This is a genomic window from Synechococcus sp. CBW1107, from assembly GCF_015841355.1.
GTDB lineage: Bacteria > Cyanobacteriota > Cyanobacteriia > PCC-6307 > Cyanobiaceae > Regnicoccus_A.
In genome coordinates this window covers 152,765-177,949 of record NZ_CP064908.1, presented here as the reverse complement: position 1 = coordinate 177,949, position 25,185 = coordinate 152,765, and the positions used below count along the sequence as shown (strand labels likewise).

Sequence of the window (25,185 nt, the reverse complement as noted above, 5' to 3'; positions counted from 1 at the left end):
TCAGGGGCTGGCCGGCCACAGGGGTGTGGGGGCCTTGGAGCTGATCTGGCGCAGGGTCTGATCCGGCCTGGCCGGGGGCGCCAGAGGAATCTGGCCGTAGCGCACAGGCTTGTCCTGGCGCAGTCCGGCCGTGGCCAGGCTCAGGGCCTCCCCCTGGCTGAGGTTGGTGTCGAGCTGGGAGGTGAGCCGCTGCCAGCGCTCCGGCAGCTGGGCCCACTGGTCCGGACGGACGAGTTCGCCCACGATCAGAGCGACCACCTCCTGCTGTCGCTCCCGCCGGCCGGCCTCCCCCTGCTGCTTGCCGCGGTACCGCACCAGTTGCTCCACCTGGGCACCCTTGAGCCGCTGCAGGCCGCCCTGGAGATCGATGCTGTACGCCTGGCTCCTGTCTCTGTACTTCAGGGGCTGATCCAGGCTCACCTCCAGCCCCCCCAGGCCATCGACAAGCTCCCGCAGGGCCGAGCGCGGCAGCACCACGTAGCGCTCGGGCTGGCCGGGATCGAGTCCCACCAGCTCGGCCACGGCGCCGGCAGTGAGGGCTGCCCCACCCTGCCTGTAGAGGGATCCCAGCGGCTGCACGGTCTTTTGGCCGGGTAGTTTCACGGCCAGTTCGGTGGGGATGGTGAGGACCTGCAGGGGGCCGGCAGGGTCCACCCGCAGCAGCATCAGGGTGTCGCTGTTGGCGGCCCCTGCCGGGGCCGCGCCGTTGCTGGCGGCGGCCAGGCGATCGGCGTCGCTGCCGATCAGCAGCACCGTGATCGCTCTTGAGGGGGGACTGGCCAGGGGGGCGGCCTCACCGTTCTGCTCCTCGCTGCTCAGCCCCCGATCCTGCGGCGGCCAGACCAGGTCGAGCAGGCTCACCGAGCCCACCAGCCCCAGAGCCCCAAGGCCCAGCCCCGCCAGCAGGGTCCAGGGCCCTCGTCGTCGTGGCCGGGCCGGGGATGCTGACGGGGGCCGGGATGGCTCCTGCCGGTTCTCGTCTGCCCTGGACTTGCCTGCCACGACTGGATTGGCCTGAGGAATCGCCTCACTTTGACGCAGCTTCTTCAGGGCCGGTGCCATGACCGATAGGTTGAGGACCCCCACATCCCGTCGGGATCCAGCATTGAGCGCCGCTCCCCGTTCAGGCCCCGCCCCGGCCGCTTCCCCCGCTCCCGGCCATCAGCTGGCTCCCCATGAGCGGGCCCGGCCCCTGTCCAGGGGCAGCGTCAAGCCGGCCCGCGATCTCTGCAGTGAGTGCGGGCTGTGCGACACGGGCTGGGTGGCCTACGTCCGCAACGCCTGCGCGTTCCTCACCCAGGGTTTCGACCGGATGGAAGAGCGCGCCCACGGCCGGCGCCGGGACCTGGCCAACGACGACGAGCTCTACTTCGGTGTGCATCAGCGCATGCTCACCGCCCGCCTGCAGGCCCCGATCGAGGGAGCCCAGTGGACCGGCATCGTCAGCCGGATCGGTGTGCGCGCCCTCGAGAGCGGCCTGGTGGATGCCGTGCTGTGCGTGCAGCAGAGCCCGGACGACCGCTTCACCCCGGTGCCGGTGCTGGCGCGAACCCCCGAGGAGGTGCTGGCGGCCCGAGTGAACAAGCCCACCCTCTCCCCCAACCTGGAGGTGCTGCAGCAGCTCCCCGGCAGCGGCATCCGCCGCCTGCTGGTCATCGGTGTGGGCTGCCAGATCCAGGCGCTGCGTGCCGTGCAGGACACCCTGCCGCTCGACGAGCTCTATGTGCTGGGCATGCCCTGCGTCGACAACGTCAGCCGCCGTGGCCTGCAGACGTTCCTGGAGAGCGCCAGCCGCTCTCCGGAGACGGTGGTGCACTACGAGTTCATGCAGGACTTCCGCATCCATTTCCGCCACAGCGACGGCAGCGAGGAAACCGTGCCGTTCTTCGGTCTCGACACCCCCAACCTCAAGAGCGTCTTCGCCCCCAGCTGCCTGAGCTGTTTCGATTACACCAATGCCGGCGCCGATCTGGTGGTGGGCTACATGGGAGCGACCTTCGGACGCCAGTGGCTGGTGGTGCGCAACCCGAGGGGCCAGCAGTTGCTCGATCTGGTGGAGGCCGAGCTCGACACCGCCCCCGTGACCAGCCAGGGGGATCGCCGCGCCGCTGTGCAACAGGGGATCGAGGCTTACGACAACGCCGTGAAGCTGCCCCTCTGGCTGGCGGAGGTGGTGGGCTTCGTCGTCAAGCGGTTCGGTCCCCGCGGCCTGGAATACGGCCGCTTTTCGATTGATTCCCACTTCACCCGCAACGCGATCTGGGTGAGACGTCATCACCCGGATCAGGCGGAACGCCACATTCCAGCCTTCGCCAAGGCCATCATCAGCCGTTACCGCCTGCCCGATTGATGCCTGTGCCCTCCGGTCCCGACCACGGGCCTTCCTTCCGGCAGTGCGGCGTGCTCCTCCATCCCAGTGCCCTGCCGGGCACCCCGGGCTGCGGCACCTTCGGTCTGGCGGCTCGTCAGTGGATCGACCAGCTGGCTGCCGCCGGCATCGCCGCCTGGCAGCTGCTGCCCCTGGCCCCCACCGATGGCACCGGCTCCCCCTACAGCTCCCCCAGTGGCTTCGCCCTCAACCCCTGGTTCCTCGACGCCGACACGCTGGTGGCGGATGGGTTCCTCGATGCCGCCTCCGCTGCGGACCTCCCAGCCGGCAGCCACGAGCGGCTTGACCTGGAGGCGTCACGGCTGAGGGCCTCGGCTCTGGGGGAACGCCTGCTGGAGCACTGGCCGGCCCAGAGCCAGGAGCACCGTCAGGACTTCGAGCACTGGCGGAACCGGGAGAACGATTGGCTGCGCGATCACTGCCGCTACATGGTGCTGCGTGAGCGCCACGGCCAGCAGCCCTGGTGGACCTGGCCCCGCCCCCTGGCGCGGCGCGGCCGCCTGGCCCTGCGCCAGCTCGACAGAGAGGCTTCCGGGCCCCTGCTGCAGGAAGCCCTGATTCAGTGGCAGCTGCAGAGGCAATGGCAGCAGCTGCACCGCCACGCCAGCCGTTCAGGCGTCTGTCTGATCGGGGATCTGCCCTTCTACGTGGCCCACGACAGTGCCGATGTCTGGGCCAACCGCCGCCTGTTCTCCGTTCGCGCCGATGGCTCCCTCACCGAGCAGAGCGGTGTCCCCCCCGATTACTTCTCTGACACCGGCCAGCTCTGGGGCACCCCGGTCTACCGCTGGAGCCTGCACCGGCTCACCGGGTTCCGCTGGTGGATGCGCCGGCTGGAGCGGCAGCTGCAGCTGCTCGACCTGCTGCGGCTCGACCATTTCCGCGCGCTGGAGTCGTACTGGAGTGTGCCCGGCCAGGCCGGGACGGCCCAGGAGGGTCGCTGGCGCCCGTCCCCAGGTGCGGCCCTGCTCTCCAGCCTGAAGGCGCGCTGGCAGCGGCAGCAGGGTGCCGGCGGCAGCAGGGGCCGCTCAGCCCCGGCGCTGCCCCTGATCGCCGAAGACCTGGGTGTGATCACCCCGGAGGTGGAGGCCCTGCGCGATCGTTTCGCCCTGCCGGGGATGAAGATCCTCCAGTTCGCCTTCGATGGCAACGCCGACAATCCCTACCTGCCGGCCAACTACCAGGGTGAGCACTGGGTGGTGTACACGGGCACCCACGACAACGCCACCTGTCTGGGCTGGTGGCAGGACCTGGAGGAGGACCAGCGGCGCCAGGTGGGGGAGCTGGTCGGACACACCATCGACGCACCGGGCTGGCAGCTGCTGGAGCTGGCTCTGGGCTCCTCGGCCCAGCTGGCGGTGGTTCCCCTGCAGGATCTGCTGCATCTCGATGACCAGGCCCGTTTCAACACGCCAGGCACCGCCTCGGGCAACTGGACCTGGCGCCTGGGCCAGCCGATCGCCAGCCTCCGGGATCCGCTGATGGGGCTCCAGGGGCTGGCCCAGCGCTATGGGCGCACGGGCACCTGCGCGCCTGAGGTCGTGGCCGGAGGCAGCCGGTAACGGCCCCCACCTCCGGGCTCCGGTGTCAGTGCCTTGCCGTCCCAGAGCACTGCGCCCTGCGATGGCACAGGATCCAGAGTCAGACGCAGGGGGGGGCGCAGCTGCAGCACCAGCTCACCCGAGGCCCCGGTGAGTTCGGTCTTCACCCCCGCCTCACTGCCGAGGCTGATTCGGGTGGGTTGCCCCAGCCGCAGTTGCAGCACCCCGGCGGCGGGACGGCGCTCGAGGCCTCCCTCCAGCAGCCGCTGCCTGGCCACACCCCTCGCCGCCTGCTGCAGGGGCCTGAGATCTGGATAGGCCTGCAGCAGCTCGGCGTTGGGGTCCGGTGCCCGTTGCTCCGAGGCCGGCAGGGGGGAGATCGGCCGCAGGGCCAGCAGGTTCTCAGCAGCCAGCCGCCGCTGCTGCAGGTTGACGCCGTAGATCAGCGCGAGGGTCAGTGCCCCGTAGAGCACGGTCCCCTGCCAGGTGGTGAAGACATCGATCGATCCCGGCGTGAAGCGGGACAGCAGGGCCTGACGCCCTGAGACGCCGTGCTGGGCCGTCTCGGGTCGGTCCGGCAGGGCCCCATTGAGGGCACCGGCCGGAAGATCCAGATGCTGCTCCAGCAGCGGCAGCATGGTTCTGAGGTAGGCCGGCTCCGGCAGCCGCTCGCGCCAGCCGCGCTCCAGGGCTTCGAGCACCGGGGTGCTCACCCGCGTCTCGATCGCCAGCTGGCGCAGGTTCAGCCCCCGGGCTTCCCGCTGCTGGCGCAGCTGCCGGCCGGCGTTGAGCAGAGGATCCTCCCGCGGCTCGACCGGTTGGCTGAGCACGGCTTTCCGCCAGGGCCACCAGCCCCTGAGGCGGGAGGGCACGGCCGTGGGAATCCTGGAGGGCGGCATCGATCAGGGCGTGGGTTCGATCGGTCCGCGGCTCAGTTCCGCGGGTCCAGTTCCCTCCATTCTTCAGGGCTGAGGTGGCGCCAGCGTCCTTCGGGAAGCTCACCGAGGCGCAGTGGACCGATCGCCACCCGCTGCAGATCGCGTACGGGGTAGCCCAGCAGCTCCGCCGTGCGCCGGATCTGCCGGTTCCGGCCCTCGCCCATCTCCAGCTCCAGCAGGGTGCCCCGTCGCCCCCGCGCCAGTTCCTTCACCCCCACCGGCTGACTGGGCTGGCCGTCGAGGGGAACGCCGCGGCGCCACTGCTCCAGTGCCGCCGCGGAGGGCTCACCGGCGACCCAGACCCGGTAGTGCTTGCGGTGGCCGAAGCGGGGATGGGTGAGGTGCAGGGTGAGCGTCCCGTCGTTGCTCAGCAGCACCGCTCCTCGGCTGGCGCCATCAAGGCGCCCCACAGGATGCAGGCCGGTCCCCTCGCCCAGCTCCGGCGGCAGCAGATCGAGCACCGTCGGACGCCCCTCGGGATCGTGGCAACTGCAGATCACGCCGCGGGGCTTGTTGAGCAGCACGGTGATGCTGGCGGCTGGCGGACCCACCGGTTTTCCATCCAGCTCCAGCCGGTCGCTGGAGAGATCGGCCTGGTCCCCGAGCCGTGCCACGGATCCGTTCACCGTCACCCGCCCCTGCAGGATCAGCTCCTCGGCCCGGCGTCGGGAACAGAGCCTGGCACTGGCCAGCAGTTTCTGAAGTCGTTGCGCCGTCATGTCCGGGTGCCCGTGTCTCCAGTGTTGCCTTCGTTCCGCAGGCCGGGGCCTGATCGGCCCTCCGCAGGCGAGGGTCTGGCCTGGAGAGGCCTGTCAGTGGTAATTTACGAAACACAAAGGTTTCCTAACTCCCCAACCGGCCCCATGCCCTCCCTCCCCGTGGCCGCCGCAGCCTCCTCGTCGTCCCTGCTGCCCACCGGCGACCTGGTGCGCTCGTACCTGCGCGACATCGGCCGCGTGCCTTTGCTGACCCATGAGCAGGAGATCACGCTGGGCCGTCAGGTGCAGGAGCTGATGCGCCTGGAGGAAACGGAGCAGGAACTGGAGATGCGCGCCGGAGGCCAGAAGCCGAGTGCGGCGGAATGGGCGAGCGCGGCGGGTCTGAGCCCGGCGCTGCTGAAGCGGAAGCTGGCGAGCGGGCGGCGTGCGAAGGAGCGGATGGTGGCGGCGAACCTGCGGCTGGTGGTGAGCGTGGCGAAGAAGTACACCAAGCGGAACATGGAACTGCTGGACCTGATCCAGGAGGGAACGATCGGTCTGGTGCGTGGCGTGGAGAAGTTCGACCCGACGCGGGGCTACAAATTCAGCACGTATGCGTACTGGTGGATCCGTCAGGGGATCACGCGGGCGATCGCGGAGAAGAGCCGGACGATCCGTCTGCCGATCCACATCACCGAAACGCTGAACAAGCTGAAGAAAGGCCAGCGGGAGTTGAGCCAGGAGCTGGGGAGGACCCCGACGCTGAGCGAACTGGCGGAGTCGGTGGAGCTGCCGGAGGAGGAGGTGAAGGATCTGCTCTGCCGTGCGCGGCAACCGGTGAGCCTGGAGACGAAGGTGGGGGACGGAGAGGACACGGAACTGCTGGACCTGCTGCAGGCGGATGGGACGCTGCCGGCGGAGAGCGTGGACGGGGAGTGCCTGCGGGGTGACATGCGTGCGCTGCTGGAGCAGCTGCCGGAGCTGCAGCGGAGCGTGCTGACGATGCGCTACGGCATCGATGGTGATGAGCCGATGAGTCTCACCTCGATCGCCCGAACTCTGGGCATGAGCCGGGACAAGACCCGCAACCTGGAGCGCCGCGCCCTGGAGGGGATCCGCTCCCGCTCCTGTCGCCTCGAGGGCTATCTGGTGGCCTGAGACCATGACCTTCTTCGAGGTCTACTGGCGAGGGGAGTGCGTCGCTGATGCCGGCGATCTGGAGGAGGCGCTGGCCTGTTATGCCGTTGTCCGCCCCAAGGAGCTGACCTGGCAGGAGGCCTGGGATCAGGCCCAGGCCGAGGGTGATCCACCCCCGTGCGTGTGCCGGTACAGATCCTTCGAGGCCTTCCTCGACAACGAGGAGGCCCTGGAGACGATCCCCGTCACGGTGGCCATGCTGGAGATGGCCGGCAGTGAGGCCTGATTTCGGCAGCGCGGCCTGATCAGCGGGCTCCGGCCGGGGTTCGGATCAGCCGGAAGGTCAGGTTGAGGCGCTCCTGCCGCACCCGCAGCCGCCGTGGCAGCGCATGCAGCCAGTGGCGCTGGGTGGGAGGGTCCATCACCAGCAGATCGCCGTGGCTCAGCTCCAGAGTGATGGGTTCGGCGCCCTCGCCCCGGCGTCCTCGGGGCTTGAGGCGGAAGCTGCGGCTGGCCCCCAGGCTCACCGAGGCGATCGGCGCCTGCGGCTCGAGCTCCGGTTCATCGTCGGCATGCCAGCCCATGGCGTCGCTGCCGTCGCGGTAGCGGTTGAGCAGCACCGAGTTGAAGCGCCAGCCCAGGGTCGTCTCCAGGGCCTTCCTGATCTCCAGCAGGGCTGCCGACCAGGGCTGGGGCTCGTTGGCCAGGCCGCTGTAGCGGTACGTGCAGCCGTCATCCGCCACCCAGCAGGTGAGCCGCGGCATGGGCCGGCTGCGGCCGAACAGGATGATCGCCTCCTGGCGCCAGGGAATCTCCTGCTGCAGCCGGCTCAGCTGCCGGTCGGCATCCTCGACCCAGTCCGGCCAGAGACGCAGGGCCAGGCCTGGGGCCTGCCAGCAGAGGATCCGGCCTGCCGGTTCCATCGGGACAGCCGCTGCAGGCTTCAGAAGAACTGATCGAAGTTGTCGAAATCCACGGCCTTGAAACTGCCGTCCTGCACCTGACCCATCAGGCCCTCCAGTTGCACCCAGAGGGCCCCGGCGGTGAGCAGAGAGAGCAGCAGGGCCACGAGCAGGGCCGTGCCGCCAGCGAAGCCGAACACCTGCAGGCTGCCACCGATGAACAGCGTCACCCCCAGGATCAGCCCCGAGTAGGAGGCCACGGTTTCCGGCACGGCCAGGGGCAGCAGCTGGAGGCGGTCCTGCTTCCAGCCGTCGAGCCGGTTCTGCACCAGGCGTGAGAAGGTCAGGCCGCAGAGGATCGCGATCACGAGGCCCACCCCTGCCAGGAAGAAGGGAGGCTGCCCCACCGGCACGTACTCCAGAAGGATGTCGGCGCCCTCGAAATCGGCGAAGGAGCCTCCGGCATAGCCCTGGACCAGGGCCTCGGAACCGGTGGGATCACTGATCACGGGTCGGGCTGCCAGGAACGTGACGCTGACCCTAGCGATCGGGAGGGGAGCACCCAGCCGCTCAGGCGGCCGGTGCGAGGGGGTTGAGCCGCTGCAGCACCCCACCCGCCAGCTTGGACGGAGAGAAGGTGCGCCGCAGCAGCCCCATCAGGGCCTGCAGATCCTCGGTGTTCAGATGGTTGTCGCGCACCAGCATCAGCAGCAGCCGCTGGCGCAGACTCCCGCCCCGGGGACCGAGCAGCAGGCGCAGACCCGCTCCGGCCACGGGCAGCAGATCGGGGTTCGCCTCGTCCTGCTCCACGACCCCCAGCAGACTCTCGAGCCGCTCCAGCTGCAGATGTCCCTCGCGATCGAAGAGCACCTCCAGCAGCTTCTCGCGCAGCTCGGCGGTGTCCCCGGCCAGCAGACGCCTGGCCACATAGGGATAGGCCACGCGGATGATCTTGAAGTCGGGGTCGAGGCGCAGGGCCAGCCCCTCCTGGCTCACCACCGCCCGGATGATCAGGGCGAAGCGGGCCGGCACCCGGAAGGGGTAGTCGAACATCAGCTCCGAGAAGCGATCGGTGATCGCCTTGAAGTTGAACGAGCCCACGCTTTCCCCCAGCTGGCCGCCGAGCACGGTTTCCAGTGCCGGGACGATCGGGGCGAGGTCGGCGTCGGGGCGAAGGAAACCGAGCGTCTGGAAATCGCGGGCGAGGGCTTCGAAATCGCGGTTGATCAGGTGCACCACCGCTCCGGTGAGGGTGAGGCGGTCAGCGTCGCTGATCGAATCCATCATCCCGAAATCGACGTAGGCCACGTGGCCCATGGCCCCGGTGCGCCCCGGTAGGGCGAAGAGGTTGCCGGGATGGGGGTCGGCGTGGAAGTAGCCGAATTCCAGCAGTTGCTGCAGGCCGGCCGTCACGCCGGTGCGGATCAGGGCATCGGGTTCGAGTCGGTGCGACTCCAGCTCCAGCCGGTCCTGCAGCTTGACCCCGTTGATCCAGGTGGTGGTGAGCACCCGGCGGCTGGAGAACTGCCTCTCCACCCGAGGCACTGTCACGGCGGGGTTGTCGGCGAAGAGGGCGGCGAAGCGCTCGGCGTTGTCGGCCTCGCGGCGGTAATCGATCTCGTCGAAGAGGGTCAGGCCGAATTCATCGATGATGTCGCCGAGACCGAATCCCAGGTTCAGGGGCAGGAACGGTGCTGTGAGCACCCCGAGCAGGCGGATGATCACCAGATCGCGGCGCAGCAGGTAGGCCAGGTTGGGCCGCTGCACCTTCACCGCCACCCAGTGCCCCGCCGTGAGCTCGGCCTTGTACACCTGCCCCAGGCTGGCCGCCGCCACGGGGTAGGGAGGGAAATGCTCGAACAGCTTTGAGGCAGGAGCCCCCAGCTCGGCTTCGATCTCGGCCAGAGCCAGCTCGTGCGGGAAGGGGGGCAGGTTGTCCTGCAGCTGGGTGAGCTGGTCGAGCCAGTCGCGGCGCACCAGGTCGGGGCGGGTGGAGAGGGCCTGTCCCACCTTGATGAAACAGGGCCCCAGCTGGGTGAGGGTCTGGAGGATGCGGCGGCCCAGGCGTTGCTGCACGGCCCGTTCGCTGCTGCCGCCCTGCACCACCAGCACCACGGCCAGCCAGCCCAGCTGCCAGAGGACCACCACCAGGCGCGACACCAGGATCCAGGGGCGCAGCAGCATCCAGCGCAGGTCGGCGGCGGGCTCGTAGCGGGGCGGCGGACCTTCGACCCGGGCGGGAAGCGCTGGCGGGAGCGGACGCGCGGGGGAGCTGGCGGTGATGGGGGGAACTCCTGCGGCGCCTGGGGTTGTCATCGCAGACTCTAGAAAGTTCAAGGGCGGTGATGCTCCTGCTGTCGGCCCTGCGCACCCCCCCCCCACGCCTGGATCTGCACCTGCCCGCCCATGGGCGCGGACGGGGGCTGGCACCTGCTCTGCGGCGGCTGCTGCGGCGGCGCCCCGGCCGCTGGGATCTGCCGGAACTGCCCGAGATCGGAGGGCCGCTGGAGCCGGGCGGTGCCGTGGCCGCCGACCAGGCCGAATGCGCCCGCCTCTGTGGCGCCGATCGCTGCTGGTTCGGGGTGAACGGAGCCAGCGGGATGCTGCAGGTGGCGCTGCTGGCCCTGGCCAGGCCCGGCGAGCGGGTGCTGCTGCCACGCAACCTGCACCGCAGCCTGCTGCACGCCTGTGTGCTCGGTGGCCTGCGGCCGGTGCTGTTCGATCTGCCCTTCGATGCCGCCACCGGGCTGTGGCTGCCGCCGACCCCGGCCTGGCTGCAGCAGCGCCTGGCGCAGGCCCCGCCCCTGGCTGCTCTGGTGCTGGTGCATCCCACCTATCAGGGCCTGGCGGGGGATCTGCAGGGGCTGATCGACGCAGCCCACCGCCACGGCCTGCCGGTGCTGGTGGATGAGGCCCATGGCACTCACTTCAGCCAGCCGGGACTGCCGATGGGAGCCATGGCGGCCGGGGCTGATCTGGTGGTGCAGTCCCTGCACAAGAGCGCCGGCGGGTTGGCCCAGAGCGCGGCCCTGCTGCTGCGGCGCGGGCGGGTGAGCGAGGAGGCGATCGAGCGGTCGCTGCTCTGGCTGCAGACCTCCAGTCCCAGTGCCCTGCTGCTGGCTTCGGCGGCGGCAGCCATCGCTCACCGCCACAGCCCTGCCGGCGCCCGCGGCCTGCGCCTGGCTCTCAACCGCGCCACCAGGCTGCGGCAGGCGCTGGAGGCGGCCTCCCTGCCCCTGGCGGCCAACCAGGATCCCCTGCGCCTGGTGTTCCATGCCGCCGCCCTGGGCATCAATGGCCTGACGGCCGACGCCTGGTTGCTGCAACGGGGCGTGATCGCCGAGCTTCCTGAGCCGGGATGCCTCACCTTCTGCCTGGGGGAACGCCCGCCGAGACGGGCCCTCTGGCTTCTGCCCGCCCAGCTCAGGCAGCTGCGCCAGGACCTGGGCGGGGCACCCCTTCCCGGCTTCTCGTCACCGCCCATTCCCGCCCTGATGGAGCCGGAGCTGACCCCGGGTGAGGCCTGGAGGTCGCCCCACCAGACCCTTCCCCTCGAGCAGGCGCTCGAGCGGCTGGCGGCGGAGCCGATCTGCCCCTACCCCCCGGGGATTCCCCTGTTGATTCCCGGCGAGCGGATCGATGGGGCGCGGCTGGAGTGGCTGAGGGAGCAGCGTCGGCTCTGGCCCGGACAGATCGCTGATACGGTGAAGGTTGTGGCCTGATGGGCGCTGCGGATGGGCGCAAGGCAGCGAGGCGACGATCCATCGCGGCGATCCGGGTCAGAGTCTGCCTTCCAATGGGATTTCGTCACTCCGGGTCTGCCTGATCAGGCCTTTGAAGACGCCCCGGGCTTCAGTCCCACGCCGATGGAGTTGCGGGTGATGCTGCTGGCCCACCTGCGCCCCAGGGCCGATTCCACGGTCTGGGACGTGGGCGGCGGCACCGGAGCCCTGGCCCTGGAGATTGCCAGGCTGATGCCTCTGGGTCAGGTGCACACCCTGGAGAGGGATCCAGAGGCGATCGAGCTGCTGGAGCGCAACCGGAGGCACCTGGCCATCGACAATCTGCACATCCACGCCGGCCAGGCTCCCGATGGACTCTCCCTGTTGCCGCAGCACCCCGACCGGGTGGTCCTGGAGGTGGGCCGACCGCTGGCGAGCGTGCTGCGGGCCGTCTGGGCGGCTCTGCAGCCCCGGGGACGGCTGGTGATCAGCACCGCCAGCCTGGAGGGGCTCGTGGATGCGACCGATACCCTGGGTCAGCTGGAAGCCAGGGACATTCAGGTGGTTCAGGCGACGGTCCATCGGATGCAGCGCCGCGGCAGTCAGGCCCGCCTGGCGGCGGCTGAACCCCTCTTCCTGATCGCTGCCGAGCGCAACGGGTGAGTCAGGGTTCACGGCCGCGCACCTCGCTTTCACGGCTGTTCAGCGGCTTCGCGGCCGGTGGCTTTGGTCTGGTCGTGGTCAGCCTGGGGGGCTGGTGGTTCACCGTGGCGGTGGGCGTGATCGTGCACCTTGGCCTGCTGGAGTTCTTCCGGCTGGCCCAGTTCAAGGGCATCCGGCCCGCCACCAAGACCACCCTGGTGGCCTGCCAGCTGCTGCTGTTCGCCACCCAGTGGGCCAGCGGCGGCGGCATGGCGGTCGATCTGGCGGCGTCGGTGGTGCCGGTGTCGGGCGCGGTGATCTGCGGCTGGTTGCTGCTTCAGCCCGTGACCGGCACCATCGCCGACATCGCCGCCTCGATCTTCGGTCTGTTCTATCTGGGTTTTCTGCCCAGCCACTGGCTGCGTCTGCGTGATCTGGTCGATCCCGCTCTGGCCCCCCAGCTCCAGGGAGCCGGCTGGCCCTTCACCCCTGGGATGGCGCTCACCCTGATGGCCTGTCTGATGGTGGTGGCCACCGACATCGGCTCCTACGTGATCGGTCGCCGTTTCGGGGCCCACCCCCTCTCGCCCATCTCGCCCGGCAAGACGGTGGAGGGAGCGTTCGGCGGCGTGGCCAGCGCCGTGCTGGTGGGCGTGGTGGGCGGTCAGCTGCTGGGCTGGCGCTGGGGCTGGGTGGTGGGCGGGCTGCTGGGAGGCGTGGTGTCGCTGTTCGCCCTGGTGGGCGACCTCACCGAATCGATGATGAAGCGGGATGCGGGGGTGAAGGATTCCGGTGATGCCATCCCGGGGCACGGGGGAATTCTTGATCGGATCGACAGTTTCCTGTTCACCCCGGCGGTGGTCTATTACTTCGTGACTCTGCTGGTGCCGCTTCTGGGCTGAGGAGCTGATCAGGTCCGCGCCAGCAGGAAGTTGACTCAGGGGGAGACCCTGGCCTGGCCCTCGAGCTGGAGCATGTCGGCCTCGAGGGTGGCCCGCTCGATGCGGATGTTGGGGTCCATCGGCAGGCGCCCCCGCAGCATCCCGTTGAGGTCACGGATGACCACACTGCCCTGGTCGGCCTCAGGAAGGGTCTCCAGCTCCATCAGCCTGGGCTCTCCCCGGGCCTCGGCGGCGACGATCAGGATGCCTCGACTGATGCGCAGCTGCCGGAGGGGCCCCAGGCCCAGCAGCTGGTCACCGAGCTGGTCACTGAGCTCCCTCCAGCGGGGACGGTTCAGGGAACTGCTCAACCCATCGGCCGTGAACGCCACTGAGCCGCGGATCAGGAATGCATGCTCCAGCAGCACCGGCTGGCCGCGCAGAACCCCGCCGACCTGGATGCGCAGGGGATCACTCCGCAGCTGGACACGTTCGATCTCCAGGCCCTGGTACACCACCCGGCGGGCCAGCAGACTGACCCCGTCGAGGCGGCCGCGCAGCAGGTTCAGGGCGGAACCGTGCAGCTGAATCTCCAGGTTCTCGACGGCCTCGCACTGGCTGCGGATCCAGAGCTGGAGGCCTGAGGCCAGCAGCTGCAGCACAGGGCCGCTGCTGGGCGAACGCGACGGCTGTGCGGGTTCGGCTCCAGCCATGCAGGCGAGGTCGGGAGTGCTCCTCCTAACAGAGCAGGTTCCACGGCTTTCACCCGGCCAGCAGGGACACCTGACGGCCAGGTGAAGGTCTGGCCCTCGCCTGTGGCCTGAAGGCCTCGTCCGTGCTTGGACCGTGGATATGGTCACTGTGTCCGTCATGAACTTCCGAATTCCTTCCCTTGTGCTCTCGGGGGTTGCCGCCAGTGCCGCCGGCGCCCTCCTCGCCATCCCGGCCCGTGCCGCGGAGCCCGCCGCCGCGGCGACCGCCGGTGCGGCGGCCCTGCTGGCTCCCGATGGTGCCGCCATTGCCCTCAGTCCGGGCGCAGAGCCCGCCGTCAGGACCGACACCACCGTGGCCCAGAACTACGGCAGCACGGAACCCGTGCCCTATGAGCAGGGCACCGGCTGGTACCTCGGACTTGGCCTTGGCGCCGCCTGGCCCACCACTACGGGTGTGCGCACCCGTAATCTCACGGAGCGCGGCTTCGAAAACGTCAACGGCGATCTGAGTTTCGGTGGAGGCTTCTCCGGCGATCTCGCAGTTGGCTACGACTTTGGCGCGATCCGCACTGAGCTGAGCTACGTCTACACCCGGGGCAGCGTCAACGACGTGTCCTTCTCATCCAACGGCAACAATTACAATCTGAGCTCTTCTGGTGTCATCAACAAGAATGACATCTTCGCCAGTGGCTACTGGGACATCAGCACCGGCAGCCGCTGGACTCCCTACATCGGTGGCGGTATCGGGTACACCAACCTGAGCACTCCACGCATCAAGGTCTCCAGTGGTGGCAACAGTGTTTCCACTGGAACCACGAACCAGGGATTGTTCGGTTGGCAGGCCAAGGTGGGGGTCAGCTACGGCGTGAGCAACGCCAGTGATGTCTATGTCGAGGGCACCTACTCCGGTGCCTCCGGATTCAGTGGCGACAACATCCGCTACGACTCCTACAACGATTTCGGCGCCAAGGTGGGCTTCCGCTACCGCTTCGGCCAGCCGGCTGCCCAGGCAGTGGTGGTGACCCCAGCGCCGACTCCCCAGCCGGAGCCTCAGCCCGAACCTGAACCCTACGTGCAGCCCATGCCAGAGTCCGCACCGATCCGCGGCCTCTGGTGAGCTGACATCCCGCAGGCCCTCCGGCCGCCTCTGCCTTCAGCAGGCGGCGGCCACGGCCTCGGGGCGGTCCAGATGAGGCAGATGGCCGCAGGCCGTCAACTCCTCGACCCGATCACCCAGCAGAGCCAGGGCCGCCCGCTTCTGCGGCTGCCGCAGGATCCGGTCATCGGCTCCCCACAGCACTTTCAGGGGCTGTCCCGGCAGGGGGGCGCCGCAGCCGGCGAAGCCTCCACTGCGGGCGAACCGGCCCAGCGCCTCGCCCCAGCCGATCACCTGCAGGTGCAGGGAGGCGATCTCTTCTTCGGCGGGCCCCACACTGGCGTCAGGGTCGGCAAAGGCCTGTCGGCAAAGCCCGCGCCTCACCCCCGGCAGGGCGAGAAACCGCACCCCCAGGCGATCGAGCAGGGGGGGCAGGGGCATGGGACGTCCGGTGAGACCGGCGGGTGCCAGCAACAGCAGGCGGTCCACGCGCTCGGGCAGGCGCCGGGCCAGCTCCACCGCCGCAGAACCGCCCATGGAGGCGCCGATGACGCCCAGGGGCTGTGGTGGGTCTGGGGCTGAGGCCGCTTCGATCCGCTTCACCACGGCCGTGAGGTGGTCGAGAACACCACTGGGGTCGTACCGGCCGGCGGCGGACCGGGGGGTGAAGCCGAAACCGTGGAGGTCGGGAATGTAGAGGCGAAAGCGGGGTGCCAGCAGCGGCGCCAGCCGGCGGAACTCAAGCAGAGAACTGTCGAAGCCATGCAGAAGCAGCAGGGGGCTGCCATCTCCAAGCACAGCCACGGGCCAACGCCCGCTGTATCCCGGCAGTTCCCACCACTGCACGCGTCCAGCCAGGTCACGTCCCTGGGGATCGAGGAGGTTGCTGGCGGCTCTGGCGATCAACTCCGGACCCTGGCACCACTCCGCCTGGGGGAAGCGGCTCAAGGGCTGATCTCTGGGCAGAGGCTGGCTTCGGCGCATGGGGCTGGAGCCGCTTCGGTCCCATGCGCCGAAGCCGTGGTGCTCACCATGGCGGTCAGCAGGTCGTTGGCGTTCACGGGGAAGGGCAGATGGTGCAGATCTGAGCCGGGGAGCACGGCGAAGTCGCAGACGGTGTTGAGGTCGTTGAGGCTGGCCTCGGCGAGGCCGATCTCCTCGAGGCTCACCGGCAGACCCAGGGCCCTGAAGAAGGGGATCAGCTGGCGTCGGGCCTGGCTGGCCAGGCGGTGGCCACCGAGCAACTCCTCCAGCCGCAGCTGGGTGAGAACGCCATAGCCGACCTTCTCACCGTGGAGACGGTGATGGCAGGCGGGCAGCTGGGTGAGACCGTTGTGGACGGCATGGGCGGCCACGGTGCGGCAGCGGGCCCCCCCCAGGCCACCGATCAGGCCGGCCGTGAGCGCCGCCGCCTCCGCCACCCGCACCCAGGCCTCGCCACCGGGTTCGGCCATGGCGGCCTCCCCCTCAAGCAGCAACTGATCGCGGAGCACCTGGGCCTGCTGCACCGCCTGCTGCACGAGGCCATCGCCACTGGCGCCGCTGCTCACTGAAGCCTCATACCACTTGGCGATGGCATCGGCGATCCCGCTGGCCAGCGTGCGCGGGGGAGCCTGGAGCACCAGATCGTGATCGAAGATCAGCAGGTCGGGGCAGCGATCCAGCGCCACATCGGAGCGGAAGGCTCCATCGGCTGAATAGAGGTTGGCCAGGGCGGTCCAGCCGGCGCAGGTGGCGGCGCTGGTGGGCACGGTGATGCAGGCCAGACCGAGGCGATGGGCCAGCAGCTTGCCCGCGTCCAGCACCTTGCCACCGCCCATGGCGATCACTCCGTCGCAGCGGCTGGCCACGGCTTGCGCCGCCAGACGCTGGAGGTCATCCTCGCAACAGTCGAACTGCAGGGTTCCGGACAGGGGGTCGAGCCCCAGCCGCCTCAGATCGGCGCAGGCCCGCTCGCGCAGGTGGGCGGTGGCCTGGCTGCGGCCCAGCAGCAATGGGCGTCGGCAGAGGGAGGGCAGGGAGTCGAGCGAGCTCGACCATGCTGAAGGCCCCCGCACCAGACGGGCGGGGGCGATCGCATGCTGACTGAGAGCTGTCACCATCGAGGCGTGGTCAGACGCTGGCACCGGCCAGTTCGGGTTCTGCGACCACCGTCTGGTGGCGGATCACCACCTGTTTCTCATCGTTGACATCGACAAGGGCGGAATCCCCTTCCTTCAGGCGGCCGGAGAGGAATTCCTCCGCCAGGGAGTCTTCGAGAAGGCGCATCACGGCCCGGCGCAGGGGACGTGCCCCGTAGCTGGGGTTGTAGCCCTCCTCGACCAGGCGCTCCTTGAAGGCTTCGGTGACCGAAAGACCGATGCCTTTCTCCTGCATGCGGCCGAACACTTCGCGCAGCATGATTTCGGCGATCTCCTTGACCTCGTCGCGGCTGAGTTGCCGGAAGACGATGATCTCGTCGAGACGGTTGAGGAACTCAGGACGGAAGTACTGCTTGAGCTCCTCGTTGACCAGGGAGCGGATGCGGTTGTACTGGGTTTCCTCCACTGCGGCGCCGGAGAACTCGAAGCCGAGACCACCACCGCCTTTCTCGATGACCTTCGAGCCGATGTTCGAGGTCATGATGATCAGGGTGTTCTTGAAGTCCACCGTGCGGCCCTTGGAGTCGGTCAGGCGACCGTCTTCCAGCAGCTGCAGCAGCAGGTTGAACACGTCGGGGTGGGCTTTCTCGATCTCATCGAAGAGGACCACCGTGTAGGGACGACGGCGCACGGCTTCCGTGAGCTGGCCACCTTCGTTGAAGCCCACGTAGCCGGGAGGCGAACCGATCAGCTTGCTGACGGTGTGCCGCTCCATGAACTCGGACATGTCGAGGCGGATCATCGCCTCCTCGCTGCCGAAGAAGTAAGCGGCCAGGGCCTTGGTGAGCTCCGTTTTGCCCACGCCGGTGGGACCGGAGAAGATGAAGCTGGCGATGGGGCGGTTGGGGTTCTTGAGACCGACCCGGGCGCGGCGGATGGCCTTGGACACGGCCTTGACGGCTTCGTCCTGGCCGATCAGGCGCTGGTGCAGGGTCTCCTCCATGTTCAGCAGCTTCACCGATTCGCTCTCGGTGAGCTTCTGCACGGGAACACCGGTCCAGGAGGCCACGATCTGGGCGATGTCCTCTTCGGTGACCACCGGATGACGCTCGCCGCTGGAGGAGGCCAGGGCGTTGTCGGCTGCGGTGCTGGCCTCGGCCTCGGCGGTGGCTTCTGCGGATCCTTCCACAGCGGTTGAGGCCACCGGCTCCTCGTCGCGTCGAGCCTGGAGGATCGAGCGGATCTGATCGCGCAGTTCCACTTCCTTGTCGCGCAGTTCGCCGGCCTTGCCGAAGTCCTGCTGGCGGACGGAGTCCTCCTTCTGCTTCTGGATCGCCCGCAGTTGCTTGTCGAGCTCCTTGGCCGCCGGAGGCAGCTTGGAATTCATCAGGCGCACGCGGCTGCCGGCTTCATCGACCAGATCGATGGCCTTGTCGGGCAGGAAACGATCGGAGATGTAGCGATCACCGAGGGTGGCGGCGGCCACCAGAGCTTCATCGCTGATTTTCAGGCGATGGTGCTGCTCGTAGCGCTCGCGCAGACCGCGCAGGATCTCGATGGTGTCGACCACGGAGGGTTCGCCCACCATCACCGGCTGGAAGCGGCGTTCCAGGGCTGCATCCCGTTCGATGTGCTTGCGGTATTCATCCAGGGTGGTGGCGCCGATGCACTGGAGTTCGCCACGGGCCAGGGCCGGCTTGAGGATGTTGGCGGCGTCGATCGCCCCTTCGGCGGCACCGGCACCGATCAGGGTGTGCACTTCGTCGATCACGAGGATCACGTTGCCGGCGCCCCGGATCTCTTCCATGATCTTCTTGAGGCGTTCCTCGAATTCGCCCCTGTACTTGGTGCCGGCCACCAGCAGGCCGATGTCGAGGGTGAGAACCCGCTTGTCCTCGAGGATGTCGGGAACTTCGCCGATGATGATGCGCTGGGCGAGGCCCTCGGCGATGGCGGTCTTGCCGACACCCGGTTCACCGATCAGCACGGGATTGTTCTTGGTGCGGCGCCCGAGGATCTGCACGACCCGATCGATCTCGTTGTGGCGGCCCACCACGGGATCAAGCTTGCCCTCGGCGGCCAGCTGGGTGAGGTTGCTGCCGAATTCATCGAGAGTGGGCGTCTTGGTGGAGCCCTTGCTGCCACCACCGCCGGCGGTGACCTCCGCGGTCTCACCCAGCATGCGGATCACCTGGGTGCGCACCTTGGCCAGGTCGACGCCGAGGTTCTCCAGCACCCGGGCGGCAACGCCCTCACCCTCCCGGATCAGGCCCAGGAGCAGGTGCTCGGTGCCGATGTAGTTGTGCCCGAGCTGACGAGCCTCCTCGAGGGAGAGTTCCAGCACGCGCTTGGCACGGGGGGTGAACGGAATTTCAACGGCCACGAAGCCGGAGCCGCGGCCGATGATCTTCTCCACCTCGACCCGGGCGTCCTTGAGGTTGACCCCCATCGACTTGAGGACCTTGGCGGCCACACCGGTGCCCTCACCGATCAGGCCCAGCAGGATCTGCTCGGTACCCACGAAGTTGTGGCCCAGCCTTCGGGCCTCTTCCTGGGCCAGCATGATCACCTTGATGGCCTTCTCGGTAAACCGCTCGAACATCTGCGGTGCCTGTGCAAGTCACACCAACCTATCAGGGCTGAGAGGGTGTGCGTGATTCTGCTTCCGATTCGGCCGGATCCGCTGCCACAGCAGGGATGGCATGGCTTGATCGCCACATGCTCAGGACTGAATTCGTACGGCCTTACGCATCAACAAATGGCGGCAATCCGCACCTTGGTGATCGCCAGTTGGAGGTGTTGCACTCAGCGGACACACAACTAACCAGTCGCACCCTCGAGTTGGCACCATTGGATCAGAGCATCCTGGCCATCGCGGTAGTAACCGCGACGACGGCCGGTGCTGCGGAATCCGAGCGACCCGTAGAGCCCGAGAGCGGCCGTGTTGTCGGCCGCCACCTCGAGGGTGGCCCCGCTGGCGCCCTGCTCACGGCCCTCCCGCATCAGCTCGCTGAGCACCATCCGCGCCAGGCCGATCCGCCGCTGAGCGGGGTGCACCAGCACCACCAGGATCTGCAGCTCGTCGAGGATCAGCCAACCGCTGGTCACAGCCACCAGCCGAGAGCCGTGCAGCACCCCCAGGACAAAGCGGCCACGGTCCCCACGCTGCTGGGCCTCCAGCTCCTGATGCCACTGCGGCAGGTCCCAGCCGTGGGGCCGGCAGAGCCGATCCAGCCGGTGGCAGGCCTCGGCGTGGATGGGCCGCAGCCTCTGGGTCTTCAGCCCGTGCGGTCCTGCCCCTGCCCCTTCGATGCTCATCCTTACGATTGGGGTCAATCAGGACACAGCCCCAAGGATGGCGCCGATGACCGTTTCTCCCGTCACTCCGGCTGACCAGGCCGTCGGCGACGTCGCTGTGCCCAGTCCGCCGAGGCGTCCCTATGAGCCGGACGCTGATGCCCTCAGTCCCAACCGCAACCTCACGCCGCTGACCACGGCCCTCGACGGCCAGGACAGACTCCAGGTGGGCGGCTGTGATCTGGGTGAGCTGGCTCGCCGCTACGGCACACCCCTCTATGTGCTGGATGAAGACACCCTGCGGGCCAGCTGCCGGGCCTACCGGGAGGCCCTCGCCGCCCACTATCCCGCCCCCTCCCTGGCGCTCTACGCCTCCAAGGCCAACAGCAGCCTGGTGCTGAGCGCCCTGGTGGCCTCCGAAGGCCTCGGTCTCGATGCCGTCTCGGCGGGTGAGCTGCTCACCGCCCTTGAGGGGGGCATGCCGCCGGAGCGGATCGTCCTGCATGGCAACAACAAGTCGGATGAGGAGCTCTCCCTGGCGGTGGCCAACGGTGTGACCGTCGTGGTCGACAACGACCACGACCTCGAACGCCTGGCCGAGATCGCCCCCGCGGCGGGCCGGGTGGTGCCGCTGATGCTGCGCTTCACCCCCGGCATCGAGTGCCACACCCATGAGTACATCCGCACCGGCCACCTCGACAGCAAGTTCGGCTTCGACCCCGATCAGCTCGAGCCGGTGCTGCAGCGCCTGGCCGGGTGCCCCTGGGCCCGCCTCACGGGCCTGCATGCCCACATCGGCTCCCAGATCTTCGAACTGCAGCCTCACCGCGACCTGGCCGGGGTGATGGCGGATGCCCTGGCCCTGGCCCGCTCTCTCGGCCATCCCGTGAGTGATCTGAACGTGGGAGGCGGGCTGGGCATCCGCTACGTGGCCTCCGATGATCCCCCGAGCATCCAGGAGTGGGTGCAGGGGGTGGCCGAGGCCCTGGTGCGCGCCTGCCGCGAACGGGATCTCGAGCTGCCCAGGCTGCTGTGCGAGCCGGGGCGCTCCCTCGTGGCCACGGCCGGCCTGACCGTCTACACGATCGGCAGCCGCAAGCAGATCCCCGGCCTGCGCACCTACCTCTCGGTGGATGGGGGCATGAGCGACAACCCCCGGCCGATCACCTATCAGTCGAGCTACACCTCGGTGCTCGCGGAGCGCCCCACGGCCGAGGCCACGGAAACGGTCACGGTGGCGGGCAAGCACTGCGAATCCGGTGACGTGCTGCTCAAGGACCTGGCCCTGCCCCCCAGCAGCAGCGGTGATCTGCTGGTGGTCTTCGCCACCGGCGCCTACAACGCCTCGATGGCCTCGAACTACAACCGCATCCCAAGGCCTGCGGCGGTGCTGGTGCATGGGGGACAGGCGGAGCTGGTGCAACGGCGGGAGCGACCAGACGAGCTGCTGCTCCACGACCTGCTGCCGGAACGATTTCGGCCGGTAACATGAGCGAACTGCTTTAGGGCTCTGTGATCTGGCTGAGGCTCCTCGATCTGCGCCTGCTGCTGGATCTGCTGTTTGCCTCCGCCCTCGGGATGCTGTTGCTGGCGCGGGTGCGCGAATCCCGCACCCTCTGGCTCCTGCGTGGCTGGCTGTTTCTGGTGGCCCTGGTCTGGGTGGTCCAGCGCTTCGCCAATCTCCCCCTCACCACCCGCCTGCTGGAGGCCGTGGTGCTGGGTTGCAGCCTGGCCCTGGCGATCCTCTGGCAGGGGGAGCTGCGGCGCCTGATGGAGCTGCTGGGCACGGGCCGCCTCGACGTGCTTCTGGGCAACCAGGGGGTTGACCAGGAGATGTCAGGAGCGGTGGCGATGCTCACCGAGGCGGCTGGCCGTCTCTCCCAGGGCCGCCGGGGAGCCTTGATCCTGGTGGATCTGGGCAGCGATCTGCGACCTGAAGACTTCCTCAATCCAGGCATCGAGCTGGACGCCATGCTCTCGGTGGATCTGGTGCTGAACCTCTTCGCCGCGGACACGCCGCTGCACGACGGGGCCCTGCTGGTGCGGGGCAGCCGGATCCTGTCCGCCGGGGTGATCCTGCCCCTCTCCCGCCAGGGCATCACCCGCTATGGCACCCGCCACCTGGCGGCCCTCGGCATCACCGAACGCTTCGACCGCTGCCTCTGCATCGTGGTCTCCGAGGAGACCGGCACCCTCTCCCTCGCCCGCCAGGGGAAGCTGGAGCGGCCGATCACGAGCAGCCGTCTGCGTGAGCTGCTGACCGCCGCCCTGGCTCCCTCGTCCACGAAACCCCCGGCCAAGACTTCGGGAGGTTCGGTGGTGCCTCTTCCCACTGGACGTACCGTGGCCGAGGACACGCCCGAATCCCGCGCATGAGTCGCTCTCCGGCGACCACCGACCCGATCCAGGTTTCCGCCCAGCCCTCGGAGCTGCTGCCGGCCTGTCTGGATCCCGCCCGGTTGCCGGCCCATGTGGCCGTGATCATGGATGGCAACGGCCGCTGGGCCAGCCAGCGGCGCCTGCCGCGGATGATGGGTCACCGAGAAGGAGTGGAAGCCCTCAAGCGCACCCTGCGCCTCTGCAGCGACTGGGGCATCGGTGCTCTCACCGTCTATGCCTTCTCCACCGAGAACTGGAACCGGCCCGGCGAGGAGGTGACCTTCCTGATGGCCCTGTTCGAGCGGGTGCTCGCGCGTGAGCTGCAGGCCCTCGAGCGTGAGCGGGTGCGCATCCGTTTCCTGGGCGACCTCAAGCAGTTGCCGGAAGGCCTCCAGGAGCGCATTGCCGCTGCCGAGGCCCGCACCGCCGCCAATACCGGCATTCACTTCAATGTCTGCACCAACTACGGCGGCCGGCGGGAGCTGGTGCAGGTGGCCCGGCGCCTGGCGGAGCAGGCTGCCCGCGGTGAGCTCGATCCCGCCGCGATCGATGAGACCCACTTCGAGGCCGAGCTGCTCACCGCGGGCGAGGTGGATCCCGATCTGCTGATCCGCAGCAGCGGCGAGTACCGGATCAGCAATTTCCTGCTCTGGCAACTGGCCTACGCCGAGATCCACATCACCGATGTGCTCTGGCCCGATTTCAATGAACAGGCCCTGCTGCGGGCCGTGCTGGATTACCAGGGCCGCCAGCGGCGCTTCGGTGGCGTTGAGCCCCTTCATCCCCCCAGCGCCTGACCCTCTCCCCTCCCGCTCCCTGCCCCGTTGACCACCACTGCCCGACCCTCAGCCGCTGCCGCCCCGGCCAGCGCCGCTGGTGCCCCTGACCTGCGCCACGACTGGAGCCGCGAGGAGATCCAGGAGCTGCTGGAGATGCCGCTGATCGACCTGCTCTGGCGGTCTCAGGGCGTGCACCGGGCCGCCAACCCCGGCTACCGGGTGCAGCTCGCCTCGCTGCTCAGCGTCAAGACCGGCGGTTGCGAAGAAGACTGCGCCTACTGCCCCCAGTCGATGCACAACAGCAGCGACGTCAGCGGACGGCCACAGCTGGAGGTGGAGCCGGTGCTGGCGCGGGCGCGGGCGGCGAAGGCGGCCGGTGCCCACCGCTTCTGCATGGGCTGGGCCTGGCGCGACATCCGCGATGGGGCCCCCTTCGAGGCGATGCTGGCGATGGTGCGCGGTGTGCGTGAGCTGGGTCTGGAGGCCTGCGTGACCGCCGGCATGCTCACCGACGCCCAGGCCGAGCGCCTGGCGGCGGCGGGCCTCACCGCCTACAACCACAACCTCGACACCAGCCCCGAGCACTACGAGCGGATCATCACCACCCGCACCTACCAGGAGCGCCTGGAAACCCTGGCCCGGGTGCGTCAGGCGGGCATCACCCTCTGCTGCGGCGGCATCATCGGCCTGGGGGAGACCACCAGCGACCGCGCCGGTCTGCTGCAGGTGCTGGCCGGCCTTGATCCCCATCCCGAGAGCGTGCCGATCAACGCCCTGGTGGCGGTGGAGGGCACTCCGCTGGAGCAGCAACCGCCGGTGGACCCGCTCGAGCTGGTGCGCATGGTGGCCACCGCCCGCATCCTGATGCCCTACAGCCGGGTGCGCCTGAGCGCCGGCCGCGAGCAGCTGAGCCGCGAGGCCCAGATCCTCTGCCTGCAGGCGGGGGCCGATTCCATCTTCTATGGCGACACCCTGCTCACCACCGGCAACCCCGATGTGGACTCCGACCGGGCGCTGCTGGCGGCGGCGGGGGTGCGTGTGGAGATGGCGGTTTGAGCGAGAGGATCGCGGCCTTCTACAAGTTCGTGACCTTCTCCGCCGCCGAGTTGCCGCCCTGGCGCGAGGAGTTGCTGGCGCTGGCCGGGAGCCAGGGGGTGAAGGGCACCGTGCTGCTGGCGGAGGAGGGCATCAACGGCACGATCGCCGGCCCCGAGGACGGGGTGAGCGCGGTGCTCGCTCACCTGCGCGCCGATCCACGCCTGGCGGATCTGGAGGCCAAGCTGAGCTGGAGCGAGCGGCCCGGCTTTCACAGGCTGAAGGTGCGCCTCAAGGCCGAGATCGTGACCCTGGGCCGCCCCGAAGCCCGACCCGGCGAGCGGGTGGGCACCTACGTGGCGCCCTCCGCGTGGGACCGGCTGATCGGCGATCCCGGCACCCTGGTGATCGACACCCGCAACTCCTATGAGGTGGCGCTGGGCAGTTTCGAGGGGGCGATCGATCCGGGCCTGGAGCGCTTCGCTGATTTCCCCCACTGGGTGGAGACGGTGCTGCGCCCCCTGGTGGCGGAGCGCGAACCCCAGGCCCTGGCGCTGTTCTGCACCGGTGGCATCCGCTGCGAGAAGGCCACGGCCCATCTGCTCGAGCAGGGCTTCGAGGGGGTGCATCACCTCGAAGGCGGCATCCTGCGCTATCTGGAGCAGGTGCCGGAGCCGGCCAGCCAATGGCGGGGCGAATGCTTCGTGTTCGATCAGCGGGTGGCCGTGAATCACCAGTTGGAGCCCGGTGAGCACAGCCTGTGCCACGGCTGCCGCAGGCCCCTCTCGCCCAGCGACCGCCAGCTGGCGAGCTACGAGAAGGGCGTGAGCTGCCGCCATTGCGTTGATGGTCTCTCCCCGGAGCGCCGCGCCCAGCTGATGGAACGCCAGCGCCAGGTTGAGCTGGCAGAGCGGCGGGGCCAGGTGCACATCGCCCAGGTCTTCACCAGCTGAGG

General features: G+C 68.9%; 24 protein-coding genes. 13 read left to right on the top strand and 11 right to left on the bottom strand.

Features of this window, described 5'->3' with window-relative positions:
* Positions 1-1,062, bottom strand: a complete 1,062-nt coding sequence (locus I1E95_RS00975; RefSeq protein ID WP_197164582.1) for an LCP family protein — start codon at positions 1,060-1,062, stop codon at positions 1-3.
* Positions 1,063-1,165: 103 nt separating this feature from the next.
* Here I1E95_RS00975 and I1E95_RS00970 point away from each other — a divergent pair, with 103 nt between their 5' ends.
* Both I1E95_RS00970 and malQ read left to right on the top strand, forming a co-directional pair.
* Positions 1,166-2,350: a Coenzyme F420 hydrogenase/dehydrogenase, beta subunit C-terminal domain gene (locus I1E95_RS00970; protein WP_197166928.1), complete on the top strand. Its 1,185-nt coding sequence runs from the start codon at positions 1,166-1,168 to the stop codon at positions 2,348-2,350.
* The gene (malQ, locus tag I1E95_RS00965; RefSeq protein ID WP_197164580.1) at positions 2,350-3,951 is read left to right on the top strand and encodes a 4-alpha-glucanotransferase; all 1,602 of its coding nucleotides are present in this window, start codon (positions 2,350-2,352) and stop codon (positions 3,949-3,951) included. The genes I1E95_RS00970 and malQ overlap by 1 nt, the downstream gene beginning before the upstream one ends.
* Here the strand turns inward: malQ and I1E95_RS00960 are convergent.
* Both I1E95_RS00960 and I1E95_RS00955 read right to left on the bottom strand, forming a co-directional pair.
* The gene (locus tag I1E95_RS00960) at positions 3,897-4,829 is read right to left on the bottom strand and encodes a RodZ family helix-turn-helix domain-containing protein (protein ID WP_231594765.1); all 933 of its coding nucleotides are present in this window, start codon (positions 4,827-4,829) and stop codon (positions 3,897-3,899) included. The two genes, malQ and I1E95_RS00960, sit on opposite strands and share 55 nt — an antisense overlap.
* Positions 4,830-4,861: 32 nt before the next feature.
* Entirely contained in the window at positions 4,862-5,587 is a 726-nt protein-coding gene (locus I1E95_RS00955; RefSeq protein WP_197164578.1) for a pseudouridine synthase, read from the bottom strand.
* 144 nt (positions 5,588-5,731) lie between these two features.
* Between I1E95_RS00955 and I1E95_RS00950 the strand changes: the two genes are divergently transcribed.
* Together I1E95_RS00950 and I1E95_RS00945 are read left to right on the top strand one after the other, a co-directional pair.
* Positions 5,732-6,724 (top strand): RpoD/SigA family RNA polymerase sigma factor, encoded by a 993-nt coding sequence (locus I1E95_RS00950; protein WP_197164576.1) that lies wholly within the window; start codon positions 5,732-5,734, stop codon positions 6,722-6,724.
* Between the two features lie 4 nt (positions 6,725-6,728).
* Entirely contained in the window at positions 6,729-6,989 is a 261-nt protein-coding gene (locus tag I1E95_RS00945) for a hypothetical protein (RefSeq protein ID WP_197164574.1), read from the top strand.
* Between the two features lie 19 nt (positions 6,990-7,008).
* On the opposite strand, the gene I1E95_RS00940 is transcribed toward I1E95_RS00945, so the two are convergent.
* The 3 genes from I1E95_RS00940 to I1E95_RS00930 form a co-directional block, all read right to left on the bottom strand.
* Complete coding sequence (locus I1E95_RS00940) at positions 7,009-7,626, bottom strand: alpha-ketoglutarate-dependent dioxygenase AlkB (RefSeq protein WP_197164572.1); 618 nt, start codon at positions 7,624-7,626, stop codon at positions 7,009-7,011.
* 20 nt (positions 7,627-7,646) lie between these two features.
* Complete coding sequence (locus tag I1E95_RS00935) at positions 7,647-8,114, bottom strand: hypothetical protein (protein ID WP_197164571.1); 468 nt, start codon at positions 8,112-8,114, stop codon at positions 7,647-7,649.
* Positions 8,115-8,175: 61 nt separating this feature from the next.
* Positions 8,176-9,789 carry an AarF/ABC1/UbiB kinase family protein gene (locus I1E95_RS00930; RefSeq protein WP_197166926.1) on the bottom strand — a complete coding sequence of 538 codons (1,614 nt, stop codon included), beginning with the start codon at positions 9,787-9,789 and terminating at the stop codon, positions 8,176-8,178.
* 161 nt (positions 9,790-9,950) lie between these two features.
* Between I1E95_RS00930 and I1E95_RS00925 the strand changes: the two genes are divergently transcribed.
* Genes I1E95_RS00925 through I1E95_RS00915 form a run of 3 tightly spaced genes read left to right on the top strand, consistent with a single transcriptional unit; the run spans position 9,951 to position 12,871 of the window.
* On the top strand, positions 9,951-11,327 hold the full coding sequence (locus I1E95_RS00925; RefSeq protein ID WP_197164569.1) for an aminotransferase class I/II-fold pyridoxal phosphate-dependent enzyme: 1,377 nt from the start codon (positions 9,951-9,953) through the stop codon (positions 11,325-11,327).
* A 12-nt stretch (positions 11,328-11,339) separates the two neighbouring features.
* Positions 11,340-11,990: a precorrin-6Y C5,15-methyltransferase subunit CbiT gene (cbiT, locus tag I1E95_RS00920; RefSeq protein WP_197164567.1), complete on the top strand. Its 651-nt coding sequence runs from the start codon at positions 11,340-11,342 to the stop codon at positions 11,988-11,990.
* Positions 11,987-12,871 carry a phosphatidate cytidylyltransferase gene (locus I1E95_RS00915; protein ID WP_197164565.1) on the top strand — a complete coding sequence of 295 codons (885 nt, stop codon included), beginning with the start codon at positions 11,987-11,989 and terminating at the stop codon, positions 12,869-12,871. Before cbiT ends, I1E95_RS00915 begins: the two co-directional genes overlap by 4 nt.
* 35 nt (positions 12,872-12,906) lie before the next feature.
* On the opposite strand, the gene I1E95_RS00910 is transcribed toward I1E95_RS00915, so the two are convergent.
* Positions 12,907-13,563, bottom strand: coding sequence for a DUF2993 domain-containing protein (locus I1E95_RS00910; protein WP_231594764.1), 657 nt, complete (start codon positions 13,561-13,563; stop codon positions 12,907-12,909).
* 157 nt (positions 13,564-13,720) lie between these two features.
* Between I1E95_RS00910 and I1E95_RS00905 the strand changes: the two genes are divergently transcribed.
* Positions 13,721-14,680 (top strand): outer membrane protein, encoded by a 960-nt coding sequence (locus I1E95_RS00905; RefSeq protein ID WP_197164564.1) that lies wholly within the window; start codon positions 13,721-13,723, stop codon positions 14,678-14,680.
* 36 nt (positions 14,681-14,716) lie between these two features.
* On the opposite strand, the gene I1E95_RS00900 is transcribed toward I1E95_RS00905, so the two are convergent.
* The 4 genes from I1E95_RS00900 to I1E95_RS00885 form a co-directional block, all read right to left on the bottom strand.
* Positions 14,717-15,607 carry an alpha/beta fold hydrolase gene (locus I1E95_RS00900; protein ID WP_231594763.1) on the bottom strand — a complete coding sequence of 297 codons (891 nt, stop codon included), beginning with the start codon at positions 15,605-15,607 and terminating at the stop codon, positions 14,717-14,719.
* Complete coding sequence (locus I1E95_RS00895) at positions 15,604-16,761, bottom strand: iron-containing alcohol dehydrogenase (protein ID WP_197164562.1); 1,158 nt, start codon at positions 16,759-16,761, stop codon at positions 15,604-15,606. The genes I1E95_RS00900 and I1E95_RS00895 overlap by 4 nt, the downstream gene beginning before the upstream one ends.
* A 10-nt stretch (positions 16,762-16,771) precedes the next feature.
* Positions 16,772-19,342, bottom strand: coding sequence for an ATP-dependent Clp protease ATP-binding subunit (locus I1E95_RS00890; RefSeq protein WP_197164560.1), 2,571 nt, complete (start codon positions 19,340-19,342; stop codon positions 16,772-16,774).
* Between the two features lie 218 nt (positions 19,343-19,560).
* Positions 19,561-20,058, bottom strand: coding sequence for a GNAT family N-acetyltransferase (locus I1E95_RS00885; RefSeq protein ID WP_197164558.1), 498 nt, complete (start codon positions 20,056-20,058; stop codon positions 19,561-19,563).
* 46 nt (positions 20,059-20,104) lie between these two features.
* Here I1E95_RS00885 and lysA point away from each other — a divergent pair, with 46 nt between their 5' ends.
* The 5 genes from lysA (at position 20,105) to I1E95_RS00860 (ending at position 25,183) form a co-directional block, all read left to right on the top strand.
* Positions 20,105-21,529 carry a diaminopimelate decarboxylase gene (gene lysA / locus I1E95_RS00880; protein WP_231594762.1) on the top strand — a complete coding sequence of 475 codons (1,425 nt, stop codon included), beginning with the start codon at positions 20,105-20,107 and terminating at the stop codon, positions 21,527-21,529.
* An 86-nt stretch (positions 21,530-21,615) separates the two neighbouring features.
* Positions 21,616-22,413 carry a diadenylate cyclase CdaA gene (gene cdaA, locus I1E95_RS00875; protein WP_370594599.1) on the top strand — a complete coding sequence of 266 codons (798 nt, stop codon included), beginning with the start codon at positions 21,616-21,618 and terminating at the stop codon, positions 22,411-22,413.
* The gene (locus tag I1E95_RS00870) at positions 22,410-23,213 is read left to right on the top strand and encodes an isoprenyl transferase (RefSeq protein WP_231594761.1); all 804 of its coding nucleotides are present in this window, start codon (positions 22,410-22,412) and stop codon (positions 23,211-23,213) included. Before cdaA ends, I1E95_RS00870 begins: the two co-directional genes overlap by 4 nt.
* Positions 23,214-23,348: 135 nt before the next feature.
* Positions 23,349-24,251: a biotin synthase BioB gene (gene bioB / locus I1E95_RS00865; RefSeq protein WP_231595015.1), complete on the top strand. Its 903-nt coding sequence runs from the start codon at positions 23,349-23,351 to the stop codon at positions 24,249-24,251.
* Positions 24,248-25,183 carry a rhodanese-related sulfurtransferase gene (locus tag I1E95_RS00860; RefSeq protein WP_197164554.1) on the top strand — a complete coding sequence of 312 codons (936 nt, stop codon included), beginning with the start codon at positions 24,248-24,250 and terminating at the stop codon, positions 25,181-25,183. Before bioB ends, I1E95_RS00860 begins: the two co-directional genes overlap by 4 nt.
* Positions 25,184-25,185: the final 2 nt, after the last annotated feature.